Annotated in this window: 10 protein-coding genes; 3 read left to right on the top strand and 7 right to left on the bottom strand. The window is 74.8% G+C overall.

Annotation, left to right across the window (positions count from 1 at the left end; translation table 11 throughout):
- Positions 1–14: 14 nt before the first annotated feature.
- Positions 15–1,553, bottom strand: coding sequence for an NAD(P)/FAD-dependent oxidoreductase (locus tag ACIO3O_RS03460; RefSeq protein WP_401741342.1), 1,539 nt, complete (start codon positions 1,551–1,553; stop codon positions 15–17).
- Complete coding sequence (locus tag ACIO3O_RS03455) at positions 1,550–3,895, bottom strand: molybdopterin oxidoreductase family protein (protein ID WP_401741340.1); 2,346 nt, start codon at positions 3,893–3,895, stop codon at positions 1,550–1,552. The genes ACIO3O_RS03460 and ACIO3O_RS03455 overlap by 4 nt, the downstream gene beginning before the upstream one ends.
- A 182-nt stretch (positions 3,896–4,077) precedes the next feature.
- Between ACIO3O_RS03455 and ACIO3O_RS03450 the strand changes: the two genes are divergently transcribed.
- Together ACIO3O_RS03450 and ACIO3O_RS03445 are read left to right on the top strand one after the other, a co-directional pair.
- The gene (locus tag ACIO3O_RS03450; protein WP_401741337.1) at positions 4,078–5,241 is read left to right on the top strand and encodes a uroporphyrinogen-III synthase; all 1,164 of its coding nucleotides are present in this window, start codon (positions 4,078–4,080) and stop codon (positions 5,239–5,241) included.
- Positions 5,238–5,954 carry a sirohydrochlorin chelatase gene (locus ACIO3O_RS03445; RefSeq protein ID WP_401741334.1) on the top strand — a complete coding sequence of 239 codons (717 nt, stop codon included), beginning with the start codon at positions 5,238–5,240 and terminating at the stop codon, positions 5,952–5,954. Before ACIO3O_RS03450 ends, ACIO3O_RS03445 begins: the two co-directional genes overlap by 4 nt.
- Here the strand turns inward: ACIO3O_RS03445 and ACIO3O_RS03440 are convergent.
- The gene (locus ACIO3O_RS03440; RefSeq protein WP_401741872.1) at positions 5,951–6,985 is read right to left on the bottom strand and encodes a PP2C family protein-serine/threonine phosphatase; all 1,035 of its coding nucleotides are present in this window, start codon (positions 6,983–6,985) and stop codon (positions 5,951–5,953) included. The genes ACIO3O_RS03445 and ACIO3O_RS03440 overlap by 4 nt on opposite strands.
- 211 nt (positions 6,986–7,196) lie before the next feature.
- Positions 7,197–7,940: a metallophosphoesterase gene (locus ACIO3O_RS03435; RefSeq protein ID WP_401741332.1), complete on the bottom strand. Its 744-nt coding sequence runs from the start codon at positions 7,938–7,940 to the stop codon at positions 7,197–7,199.
- A 99-nt stretch (positions 7,941–8,039) separates the two neighbouring features.
- Between ACIO3O_RS03435 and ACIO3O_RS03430 the strand changes: the two genes are divergently transcribed.
- A complete protein-coding gene (locus ACIO3O_RS03430; protein ID WP_401741331.1) occupies positions 8,040–8,624 on the top strand; it encodes a CGNR zinc finger domain-containing protein in 585 nt (194 codons plus the stop codon).
- On the opposite strand, the gene ACIO3O_RS03425 is transcribed toward ACIO3O_RS03430, so the two are convergent.
- Genes ACIO3O_RS03425 through ACIO3O_RS03415 form a run of 3 tightly spaced genes read right to left on the bottom strand, consistent with a single transcriptional unit; the run spans position 8,521 to position 11,947 of the window.
- Positions 8,521–9,402 carry an ABC transporter permease gene (locus ACIO3O_RS03425; RefSeq protein ID WP_401741330.1) on the bottom strand — a complete coding sequence of 294 codons (882 nt, stop codon included), beginning with the start codon at positions 9,400–9,402 and terminating at the stop codon, positions 8,521–8,523. The genes ACIO3O_RS03430 and ACIO3O_RS03425 overlap by 104 nt on opposite strands.
- The gene (locus ACIO3O_RS03420; RefSeq protein ID WP_401741327.1) at positions 9,399–11,009 is read right to left on the bottom strand and encodes an ABC transporter permease subunit; all 1,611 of its coding nucleotides are present in this window, start codon (positions 11,007–11,009) and stop codon (positions 9,399–9,401) included. Before ACIO3O_RS03420 ends, ACIO3O_RS03425 begins: the two co-directional genes overlap by 4 nt.
- On the bottom strand, positions 11,006–11,947 hold the full coding sequence (locus ACIO3O_RS03415; RefSeq protein WP_401741325.1) for an ATP-binding cassette domain-containing protein: 942 nt from the start codon (positions 11,945–11,947) through the stop codon (positions 11,006–11,008). Before ACIO3O_RS03415 ends, ACIO3O_RS03420 begins: the two co-directional genes overlap by 4 nt.
- Positions 11,948–12,074 lie beyond the last annotated feature (127 nt).

Below are 12,074 nucleotides of genomic sequence, written 5' to 3'. Positions count from 1 at the left end.
TTCCTTGCCATGCGTCACAGGGCGGCTCCTTCGGGGAGTTCGGGGAGTTCGGGGAAAGGGGTGAGCAGGTCGAGGGGGCGTGGCGGCAGTGGCTCGCCCCTCTCGTAGGTGCGGGTGAGGTCGCCGATCGCGGTGAGGTCGCCGACGAGGATCGCGCCGACGAGGCGGTCCCCGCGCATCACGAGCTTCTTGTACGAGCCGTACGCGCCGCGGGTGCCGTCGGCGAGCCGCAGCGCGTCGCCCGCACTGTCCGTGACCTCGCCGAACGCGGCGATTTCCAGGGCTCCCGCGGTGAGGCGGGCGGCCGCGTGCGCGCCGGTGTAGGCGGCGTACGGGTCGGCTCCGGAGAGGCGGGCGGCGAGGGTGTCCGCCTGGGCCCAGGCGGGGCCGGTGACGCCGTGCACCGCGCCCCGGTGCTCGGTGCAGTCGCCGATCGCGTACACGTCCGGGGCGGAGGTGGCGAGGGTGTCGTCCACGACGATGCCGCGCCGGACCTCGATCCCGGCGGCCCGGGCGAGACCGGTGCGGGGGCGGACGCCGCAGGCGAGGACGACGAGGTCGCAGGCGAGGACGACGAGGTCGCAGGAGAGGACGTGGCCGTTGGCGAGTTCGACGCCGGTGACGGTGGTGGTGCCGTGGAGGGCGCGGGCGCGGTTGTCGGTGTAGACGGCGGCGCCCATGGATTCGAGGGCGCGGCGGACGGTGGTGGCGGCTTGCTCGTCGAGATGACGTTCCATCAGGTAGGGGGCCTGGTGGATGAGTTCGGTGGGGAGGCCGAGGGCGGTGAGGGCGCGGGTGGCGCTGACGCCGAGGAGGCCGCCGCCGATGACGATGGCTCTCGGGGTGGTGGAGAGGGTGGCCGTGGCCTCGGCGAGGCGGGTGCAGTCGGAGAGGGTGCGGAAGGGGTGTACGCCCTGTTTGAGGTCGGCGTGCGGGGGTGTTTCGGCGGTACGGGTCCGGGCCGGGGGCTTGGCGGGGGTGGGCGGCCGGTGGCGGGGCTGGGCGGGGGTTCCCGGGGTGGGCCGGGAGCGGGAGGGGCCGCCCCCTTGCCCGCCCGTCCCGCCCCCGGGGGGCGGCCCCGCCGCCCAAGGGGGCGGGGCGGCAAGAGGCGGAGCCGAGGGGGCGGCGGCGGAAGCGGGGCGCCCGAAGGGGGCTGCGGGGGGAGCGGGGTGCCCGAGGGGAGCGGCGATGAGGGATGTGTGGAGGTTGCGGATGGGTGGGAGGACGGGGTTGGCGCCCGTGGCGAGGACGAGGGTGTCGTAGGTGTGGGTCTCGCCGGAGGCGGTGTGGAGGGTGTGGGCGGCGGTGTCGACGGCGACGACTTCCGTGCCGGTGCGGATCGTTGCCCCGCCGGTCGGGAGGGTCAGGGCCTCCGGCGGGTAGCGGCCGTCGAGGACACCGGCGAGGAGGGCGCGGTTGTAGGGGGCGTGGGGCTCGTGGCCGTACAGGGTGAGGTCGAGGGCGCCGGGCGGGGCCTGGGCGAGGGTCTGCTGGGCGAAGCGGGCGGCGGCCATTCCGGCACCGATCACCGCGATACGGCGGCGGCCGGTCATCGGGGCGCCTCCACAGTGGCGGTAGCGGTAGCGGCGGTCAGGGTCGCCGCCGCAGTAGCGGTAATGGCGGACAAGGTCACCTCCGCAGCAGCGGTATCGGCGGTCAGGGTCGCCGCCGTGGCGGCCGCCGCCGGGGGCATCTCCGCGGTGGTGAAAGCGGCCGGGGTCGCCCCCGCAGCACCCGTGGCAGCCGAAGCCGGCCCCTTCGTACCGGCGGCCGTCGGAGTCGCCCGTTCCGCTCGAACCGCGCACACCTTGAACTCCGGCATGCGGGACTGCGGGTCCAGTGCGGCGTTGGTGAGGGAGTTGGCGCGGCCCTCGCCGGGCCAGTGGAACGGCATGAAGACCGTGTCGGGGCGGATCGCCGTGGTGATCCTGGCCGGTGCGGTGGCCCGGCCCCGGCGGCTGGTGAGGGTCACCCGCTCCCCCTCCGCCACGCCCAGCCGGGCCGCCAGCCGGGGGTGCAGCTCGACGAAGGCACCCGGGGCGGCACGGTTCAGCTCCGGTGTGCGGCGGGTCTGCGCGCCGCTCTGGTACTGGGCGAGCACCCGCCCGGTGGTGAGGTGGAGGGGGTAGTCGGCGTCGGGCTCCTCCCCCGCCGGGCGGTGCGAGACGTCGGCGAACCTGGCCCGCCCGTCGGGGGTGGCGAACCGGTCGAGGAAGAGGCGCGGGGTCCCCGGGTGCACCGCCCCGTCCTCCCCCGCCGGGCACGGCCAGAACACCCCGTTCTCCGCGCCGATGCGGGCGTAGTCGATGCCCGAGTAGTCCGCCTGGCCACCCGCCGACGCCGCGCGGAGTTCGGTGAAGGCCTCCTCCGGGTCGGCCGGGAAGCCCTTCCCGTGGCCCAGCCGGTCGGCGAGATCGTGCAGGATCTGAAGGTCGGTGCGGGCCTCGCCCGCAGGGGGCAGGGCCGCCCTGCGGAGGATGACGCGGCCTTCGAGGTTGGTCATCGTGCCGGTTTCCTCGGCCCATTGGGCGGAGGGCAGGACCACGTCCGCCAGTGCCGCCGTCTCCGAGAGGACCACATCACACACGATCAGGGTGTCGAGGGCCTCGATGCGGGAGGTGACGTGCCGGGCGTTCGGGGCCGAGACCACCGGGTTCGAGCCCATCAGGAACAGGGCCCGCACCCCGCCCTCCGTACCGAGGGAGTCGAGGAGTTCGTACGCGGAGACCCCCGGGCCGGGCAGGTCCGCGGGGTCGACGCCCCACACCCGGGCCACGTGCGCCCGCGCCTGGGGGTCCGTTATCGAGCGGTAGCCGGGCAGTTGGTCGGCCTTCTGGCCGTGCTCGCGGCCGCCCTGCCCGTTGCCCTGCCCAGTGAGGCACCCGTACCCGGAGAACGGGCGGCCCGCACGCCCGGTGGCCAGGCACAGGTTGATCCACGCGCCCACCGTGTCGACACCCTTGGACTGCTGCTCCGGCCCCCGCGCGGTGAGGACCATCCCCGTACCGAAGGCCGCACCCGCACCCACGAACAGCTCGACCGCGCGCCGCAACGCCGCCACCGGCACCCCGGTGATCGCCTCCACCCGCTCCGGCCAGTGCGCCGCCGCAGCCGTACGCGCGGCCTCCCACCCCGTCGTACGGGCGGCGACGAAGTCCTCGTCGACGTGTCCGTCCGCGACCACCAGGTGGAGGAGCCCGAGCGCGAGGGCCAGATCCGTGCCGGGAGCGGGGGCGAGGTGCAGGTCGGCGAGTTCGGCGGTGCGGGTGCGGCGCGGGTCCACGACGACCAGCGAGCCCCCGTTCTCCCGCAGTTCGCGCAGGTACCGGACGGCGGGCGGCATCGTGTCGGCGAGGTTGCTGCCGACGAGGATGACGCAGCCGGTGCGGGCGACGTCGGCGAGCGGGAAGGGCAGGCCCCGGTCGAGTCCGAAGGCGTTGCGGTGCGCGGCTGCGGCCGAGGACATGCAGAAGCGGCCGTTGTAGTCGATGCCGGCCGTACGCAATGCGACGCGCGCGAACTTGCCCAGCAGGTAAGCCTTTTCGTTCGTCAGACCGCCGCCGCCGAAGACGCCGACGGCGTCGCGCCCGTACCGTTCGCCGGTCCGTACGAGCGCGGACGCCGCGCGGTCCAGGGCCTCGTCCCAGGTGGCCTCCCGGAGCGGGCCGCCCTTGGTGTCCCGTACGAGAGGAGTCGTGAGGCGGACACCCGGCGCGAGCACGGCGGCGGCGCTGTGGCCCTTGCCGCACAAGGCCCCCTGGTTGACGGGGAAGTCGGGGCGCTCGACGATCTCCACGGGCGAGGGACCCGACGCCGCCGCGCCGAGGCGCATGCCGCACTGGAGCGAGCAGTACGGGCAGTGGGTGTCGACGGGGGCCGTCGCGGTCTGGTTCATGGCGCCCACCGTGCCCGCGCGCCGTTACGCGCCCGCATCCCATGCGTTGCGCGGACGGAACAGAGCGCTCACCGCGGCGGCCGGGGCGTGCGAGACGCGGGACACATGCCCGTAGCGCAGGGCTAACTCCCAGGAGACGCCTCCGCAACAGCGGCTTAACACGGCTCGGCCAGTGTCGGGCCATGACAACAGCGACGCCCGCCACGCCCGTTCCGCCGGAGGGCTCACTGACCGGACTCACGGTCGGGGTCACGGCCGACCGGCGCCGCGACGAACTCGAAGCCCTGCTGCGGCGGCGCGGTGCGCGCGTGCTGTCCGCGCCCGCCCTGCGGATCGTGCCGCTGGACGACGACGCTCGCGTACGGGACGCCACCGACGCCTGTCTCGCCCGCCCCCTCGATTACGTCGTCGCCACGACAGGCGTCGGCTGGCGCGGCTGGATGAGCGCGGCCGAGGGCTGGGGCACGGGCGCGCGCCTGGTCGAGGCGTGCCGGGGCGCGATCGTGATCAGCCGGGGTCCGAAGGCGACCGGCGCGATCCGGGCGTCCGGACTGCGGGAGAGTTACGCGCCCGCATCGGAGGCCGTGGACGAGATGCTGGTCTGGCTGCTCGACCGGGACCTGACGGGCAAGCGGGTCGCGGTGCAGGAACACGGCACCCCGCTCCCGGAGTTCACGGCGGCGCTGCGTGCGCGCGGCGCGGAGGTCGTGGAGGTGCCGGTGTACCGGTGGGGCCCGGCGGCCGACCCGGACGCGGTACGGCGGCTGGTGGAGGCGACGGTGCGGGGCGAGGTGCACGCGCTCCCCTTCACCAGCGCGCCCGCGATCGACGCGTTCCTCGCGACCGCCGACGGGACGGGCCGCCGCGAACAGGTCCTGGCGGCGCTCCGCACGGACGTGCTGGCGGCCTGTATCGGGCCGGTGTGCGCCCGGCCGCTGCTGGCGGCGGACGTGCCGGTCGTGTGGCCGGAGCGGGGGCGGCTGGGGGCGCTGGTCCGCACCCTCGACCAGGAACTCCCGAGCCGTCACGCCCGTCAACTCCCCTCCGTCGTCGGCCTCTTGACGGTGCAGGGCACAGCCGTCTCCGGCCCCGCCGGAACGGTCCACCTCACCCCCCTCCCCACCGCGATCCTGCGCGCCCTGGCACAGCGCCCCGGCACCGTCCTCAGCCGTGCGGAACTGCTGCGCCGAGCCTGGCCCGCCGACACGCCCGACGCGCCGCGCCCGACGGACGAGCACGTGGTGGAAGCGGCGGTGGGACGGCTCCGGTCGGCCCTCGGCCCGTACAGCGCACTGATCCGTACGGTCACCAAGCGGGGCTACCGGCTGGCGGTGGACCCGGGATGAGGCCCCTCGGTGGACCCGGGACGAGGCCCCTCCTGGCGGTCGCGCACGGCACCCGGGACCCCGACGGCATGTCGACCACCGAGCAACTCCTCTCCCTGGTCAGGGAGTTGAGGCCCGGATTGCCCGTGATCCTGGCGTACGTGGACGTCGCCCGGCCCGCGCTCGCCGACGTGCTCGCGACGCTGCGCGGCGAGGTCGTCCTCGTGCCGCTCCTCCTCGGCACGGGCTTCCACCTCCGTACGGACATCCCCGAGGCGCTGGCCGCCGCTCCGCAGGTGCGCGCCCGGACGGCGGCGGCGCTGGGCCCGCACCCGCTGCTCGCGGCGGCGCTGGCGGACCGGCTGGGGGAGGCCGAGGCCCCTGCGGACAGCCCCGTGGTCCTGGCCTCCGCGGGCTCATCCGACCCGCGTTCGCTCGCCGACACCGCCGCGATGGCCGACCTGCTGGCCCACCGGCTGGGCCGCCCGGCGGTGGCCTCGTACCTGTGCGGGGGCGCGCCGACCCCGGCCGACGCGGTGGCGGAACTGCACGCCCAGGGGCACCGGGAGGTCGCGGTGGCCAGCTATCTGATGACGCCGGGCTTCTTCGCCCGCAGGGCGGCCGCCGCCGCCGGAACGGTCACGTCCGCGCCGCTGGGCGCGCACGAGGCGGTGGCACGGCTGATCCTGAACCGGTACGACGCGGCCGTGACACCGGCGGTCCAGGAGGTCTAGCGGCTCTCCGGCAACGCCAGGACCAGGGCCGCCGCGTCGTCCGACAGGCGCCCCCCGGTGTGGTGCGCGAGGCCAGTGAGGACGGCGTCCTTCACGGCGACCGGGCACGGTCCGAGGCCCTGCCCGGAGAGGGCGCCCCCGAGGTCGTAGAACTCCCGGCGCGCGTCGCGTGCCTCGGTCACGCCGTCGGTGACGGTGAGCAGCGAGGCCCCGGGGGCGAGGGTGTGTTCCACCGCCACGAGCGGTTCCCGCAGGACGTCGTCGAAGAGGCCGAGCAGCCCCCCGTGCGGCAGCTTCAGCTCGCGGGCGCCGTCCTCGTCCACGCACCAGGGCGGTACGTGACCGCAGTTGACGAACCTCAGCCGCCCTCCGGGGTGCGCCTCGACGATGAGCGCCGTCGCGAAGCGCCGGTCGCCGGTGGCGGCCTGACGGCGGGCCAGCGAACGGTCCATCCAGTGGGCGACGGCCACCGGGTCCGCCTCCCGGTAGACGGCCTCGCGGAACGCCCCGAGCAGGGTCACGGTCGCGTCGACCGCCACGAGCCCCTTGCCGCATACGTCGCCGAGGACCAGCCGGAGGCCGTACGGGGTCTCCAGCGCCTCGTAGAAGTCGCCGCCGACCTGGGCGTCGGAACCGGCGGCCCGGTAGAAGCCGGACACCCGGTAGCCGCCGGTCAGCGGGGGAAGCGGGCGCAGTACGGCGCGTTGGACGCCACCCGCGAGGGAGCGGATGTGCCGGACGCGTTCCTCGCCGCGCCGGCGGGCGAGCGAGGCGAAGGCGGAGGCGAGGGTGATCCCGGCCATGGCGACGACACGGGTCAGCGGGTCGACACCGCCCGGCTGGGGCGGCGCGGCCCACACGAACAGCAGCTGTGTGCCCCAGGCGACCGCACCGGACACGGCGACCGCCCGCCAGCCGTGCGCGATGGCCACCAGCGGCGGCACGGCCGCGACGACGGGTGAGAGGCGCACGTCGGCGCCGGTCACGAACTCGGCGACGACGGCCAGCCCCCAGAACACCCACGGAACCACCAGCAGCAACCGCGCACCCCGGGACCGCTCATCGGGCGTGCGAGGCCCGCCGAGGAGCGACCTGAAGAAACGTGGGGGCATGTCACGGCCTTGGAACGCCGCCATGCGGCACGTGGACGGGACCCTCATGCTCCCCCGCCGCCCCGACACCCCGCAGGGGCCCTTGGTCCCGACCCGACGGGACTTTCGCCCCCTCCCCCACCCCCTCCCTCTACAGCACCACCCGGTAATGGGTCGTCAGCCTGCCCTCGTCGTCCAGTATGTGAAAGGCCAGACCGGGCGGCTGTTCGCGGTCGGCGGCCTCCTCGCCCTCCCACGGCAGCCGCAGCGTCCAGGTCACCGCCGGACCCACGATCAGCGGCCGGCCGGCGAAGGTCGTGGCGGCGGCCGTGTGGGCGTGGCCGGTGAGGACGGCCGCCACCTGCGGGTACGCGGCGAGGATCGCGGCCAGGTCCTCCGGGTTCTGGAGCAGGTAGGCGTCGGGGAGGGGGTGGTGGAGGACGACGGGCGGCTGGTGGAAGGCGAGGAGGGCCCGGGTCGTGGCGGGGAGTCCGTCCAGGGTGTGCCGTATCCAGCGCAGGGTGGCCGGTTCGAGGAGGCCTTCGTCGCGGCCGGGGAGGGTCGAGTCGACGAGGAGGAGGGCGGTGTCGCCGACGTGATGGACCCGGTTCACGGGAGCGCCGTCCGCCTCCTCCCCCAGAAGTCCCTTGCGGTAGGCGGCCCGTACGTCGTGGTTGCCCGGGCACGGGAGGACGGGGAAGGGCGCGTCCAGCAGCCGGGCCGCCTCCTCGTACTCGGCGATCGTGCCGTGGTCGGCGATGTCGCCGGTGACCAGGAGCGCGTCGACGGGGCGGGGCAGGGCGCGCAGGTGGTCCATGACCCGGGCGGCACGTTCGGTGGAGCGGGCGCTGCCGTCCAGGTGCAGGTCGCTCATCTGGGCGAGCAGAGTGGCCATCGTGACGATCCTCCCTAATGGGAAACAGGTGCGTTTCCGTTAGGGACTGTAAGCTGCGGGCACAGTGATGATCAAGAGGGGGAGCAAGGGGTGGGTGGCATGGAACCGTGCCTGGCACTGGAGTTGGCGAGCACCGTCCGGCACGACGGGAACGGCGGCGTCGCCGACGACCTGTCCGACGCGGAGGACGCGGTGCGGTGGCTGCGCGCACGGTCCGACGCGGGCGCGGTCGCGGATGCGGGGGTTGTACGGGAGGAACTGGTCGCCCTGCGCCAAGCCGTGCGGGCCCTGTTCGCGCGAGCGGTGAGCCCGGCCCCGCCCAGCCCGGCGGACGCGAACCGCCTGCTTCCGGCGCCCGAGGCCCTGGAGCGCCTGAACGCCGCCGCCGCGCGTGAGCCCGTGATCCCACAACTCACCCTCCTGGACGGCGTTTTCACCCACGCCCTGGCTCCCTCCGCAGAACGCGATCCCCTCCTCCGGCTGACGGCGGCCGTGGCCCGCGCCACCATCGCACTCCTCACCGGCCCCGACCGGGACCTGCTGCGCGCCTGCACCGCACCGCGCTGCGTGCGCTACTACGTCAAGCAGCACGGCCGCCAGGAATACTGCAAGCCTTCGTGCGGCAACCGCGCCCGGGTGGCCCGCCACTACCGGCGCCAACGCACCGCAGCGCCGCCAGACTGAGGGCGGTGAGGGTCCACAGGGTCAGGACGCCCAGGCCCTCCCAGGGGCCCACGGGGAGGTTGGCGAGATCCACGCTCGCCTGGACCGTGAGTCCGGCCGGCATCGGGGCGATGCCCTGGAGGAGGCGTTGCCAGTCGGGGTCGGCCAGTACCTGGGCCAGGATCGGGAAGAGGAAGAGCAGGCCGAGGACGATGCCGACCGCCCCCGCGGAACTGCGGACCAGCAGTGCCACGCCGAGGGCGAGCAGCCCGATCAGGACGAGGTAGAGGACCGAGCCGACGGCGGCCCGGAGCGTCGGGCCGTCGGTCAGGGTCAGGGGTGCGTGGCCGTTCGCCACGGTGAAGCCACGGCCCGGCTGCACCGCCCCCGCGATCAGCAGCGAGCCGACCGCGCCCACCGCCCCCACCGGGACCAGCACTGCCACCAGCACGACCGCCTTGGCGCGCAGCACCGTCCCCCTGCGCGGCATCGCGGCGAACGTGGTGTGCACCATGCCGGTGCTGTACTCGTTGCCCACCGTCAGCACCCCGACCACCACCGCGACGACCTGTCCGGCCATGAAGCCGGTGAGGCCCAGGCGAGTGGGGTCGCCCCCGCAGCCCGGGCCGTCGCACCGGGCGGTGAGCACCACCCCGGCGCTCACGGCGAGCGTGAGGACGACCGTACCGAGCAGGAGCCAGAGGTTCACGGTGTCGGTCCGCAGCTTGGTCCACTCGGCCCGCACGGCACGCACCCCGTCGCCCCGGAAGCCACGCCCCCGCCGCGCCCCCGCACTCACGCGTCCCTCCGGTGCACCCGTACCAGCGCCACTCCGAAGGCCGCCGCCGCGTACGCGCACAGCACCCCGAGGCCCGCCCACGGCGGCAGGGGGAAGTAGCCGTGCATCGGGGAGTAGACCGTGACGACCTGGTCGTAGTGCTCGACGCTCTGCTGGATCGCGAAACCGGCGGCCGGGGTGACCGTCAGCAGCCAGTCCGACGCCTCCTGCGGCAGCAGGGACGCGGACGCGAGGAGGTACGGCAGTACCAGCCCGGCCACCACCACCGTGATCGTCACCGCACTGCGCCGCAGAATCGCCCCGACGGCCAGCGCCAGCACGCTCGCGGCGGCCAGCAGCAGACCGGTACCGAGGATCACCCGGAGTTCGGTCGCCGTCGGCACGGTCAGGACGGGGAAGCCGCCCGCGGCGGACCGTGCCGCACCGAAGGGCACCATGACCGCCGCCGCCACCGTCCCGACGAGGAACGCCGTACCGCCCACCACGACCGCCTTCGCACCAAGCACCCTTCTGCGCCCAGGAGTTGCCGCGAAGGTGACGCCGATGAGTCCGCGCCGGTACTCGACGGTCGTGTACCCGGTGGCGACCACGACCAGCATGATCAGTCCGGCGAAGGCCCCGACGAGGAAGTTCGAGACGATCCGCACCCCGCTCCCGGCCGGCCCGCCGACCACGGGGGCGATGTCCCCGGCCCCGGTGATGCGGTACCCCGCACCGACCGCCACGGCCTGCGGCTTCGTCGCACCCGTGTAACTCCCGGACGTGCCCGCGCCGTCGCCCACCTGCCGGTGCTGCCAGCCGTCGCCCTCCTGCCGGTGCTGCCCCGCCTCGCCCCGCCACTGGCCGCCCAGGACGGGAGCCCCGAAGACGGCGATGGCGACGGCCGGGACGAAGCCCGTCCCGGTGCCGGTGCCCTCGGTCGCGGAGGGGGACGTCACGAACAGGCCGACCTGCGCCGTCTCCGCGAGCCCGGACAGGCGTGCGGTGCCCACCTCGCTCCACGTCCTGCCGTCCGTGGACCGGTAGCCAGTGACCGTGTCCCCGGCCCGCTTCAGGCGCAGCCAGCGCGGCGCGCCCCCGGCGGACGCGGGGGACGCGGCGGACGTGCCCTGCGGACCCGCCGTGTCGTGCGTGAAGTCGTCCTGCATGCGCACGCCGTGCTCGCCCGTCACCATCACGGCCGCGTACGACGATCCGGGGGTCAGGGAGTCCTTGACGATGATCCCCGCCTTGGCCCAGGGCGCGAGGCCGGGGCGGTCGGCGGTGGGCGTCGTCGCGATGCGCCCGGTGAGGGAGGTGACGGGGACCGTGAGCGTGCCGTCGCCCTTCAGCGGCTGGTGGAGGAAGGAGAAGGAGTCGTTGACGGCCCCGCCGCCCGGCCCGACGGGCAGCCCCGCCGTCCGGCCGCCGCCCTGCGCGGTCTGCGCCGTGGCGAGCAGTCCGACCAGGCAGACGGCCACCAGCGCGCCGAACGTGCCGAGCACCCAGCCCCGTACCGTACGGAACTTGGTCCACTCGGCGTGCAGCACCCGGCCGAAGCCGCTCCCCCCGCGGCGGACCGGGGGTGCCGCGGGTGCGGAGGACAGGGTTTCCGGCGTCATGGTCATCGTCCGACCTCCCCGCCGACGACGCCCCGGTACTGGACGGCGTCCCGGGTCAGTTCCAGGTACGCCTCCTCCAACGAGGCCCGGTGCGCGGCCACTTCGGAGAACGGCACCAACTGAGCGGTGAGCAGCGCGACGACGTCCTCGGCGGACAGCCCGGTGACGCCGAGGGTGTCCCGGTCGGTGGAGCTGACGGTCGCCCCGGCCCGTGCGAGGGCGGTCATCGCCTCGTGGCGGGCCGAGGTGCGCAGCGTCACCCGGCCCCGGGACACGGAGTCGAGGAGTTCGCGTACCCCGACGTCGGCGACGACCTTGCCGCGTCCGACGACGATCACGTGGTCGGCGCAGTCCTGGAGTTCGCTCATGAGGTGGCTGGAGACCAGGACGGCCCGCCCCCGTTCGGCCAGCGAGGCGAGGAAGCCGCGCATCCACTGGAACCCCTCCGGGTCGAGCCCGTTGAACGGCTCGTCCAGCATCAGCACCGGCGGATCGCCGAGGAGCGCGGCCGCGATGCCGAGCCGTTGCCGCATGCCGAGCGAGAATCCGCCCGCCCGTTTCCGGGCCACGTCGGTGAGGCCCACCCGCCGCAGCGCCTCGTCGACGGCGGCCGTGCCGAGCCCCTGCGAGTGGGCCAGCCACAGCAGGTGGTGCCGGGCGGTCCGGCCGGGCTGGACGGCTGACGCGTCCAGGAGCGCGCCGAGGTGGGTGAGGGGGGTGCGCAGGCTGCGGTACGGGCGGCCGTTGACCAGTGCGGTGCCCCGGTCGGGTGCGTCGAGGCCGAGGATCACGCGCAGGGTGGTGGACTTGCCCGCGCCGTTCGGCCCGACGAAGCCGGTGATGTGTCCGGGCCGCACGGTGAAGTTCATCCCGTCGAGCGCCCGGGTGTCCCCGAAGCGTTTGTGCACGTCTCTGACGTCGATCGCTGTGCTCGTCACGTCCATGTCCGGAGAGTAGGAACCGGGAGGGGTGCCGGACGTCCCCGCGGGGTGGGATCTTCCGGGGCTTCCGGGCCCACTCCGCAGGGGGCGCCCTGGCTCTCGCGGGGGACACCGCTCCCCCGTGCGGGGG

Source organism: Streptomyces sp. NPDC087440 (assembly GCF_044744005.1).
Lineage (GTDB): Bacteria > Actinomycetota > Actinomycetes > Streptomycetales > Streptomycetaceae > Streptomyces.
The sequence above is the reverse complement of the archived record's forward strand: the minus strand, read 5'-3'. Positions and strand labels throughout refer to the sequence as shown.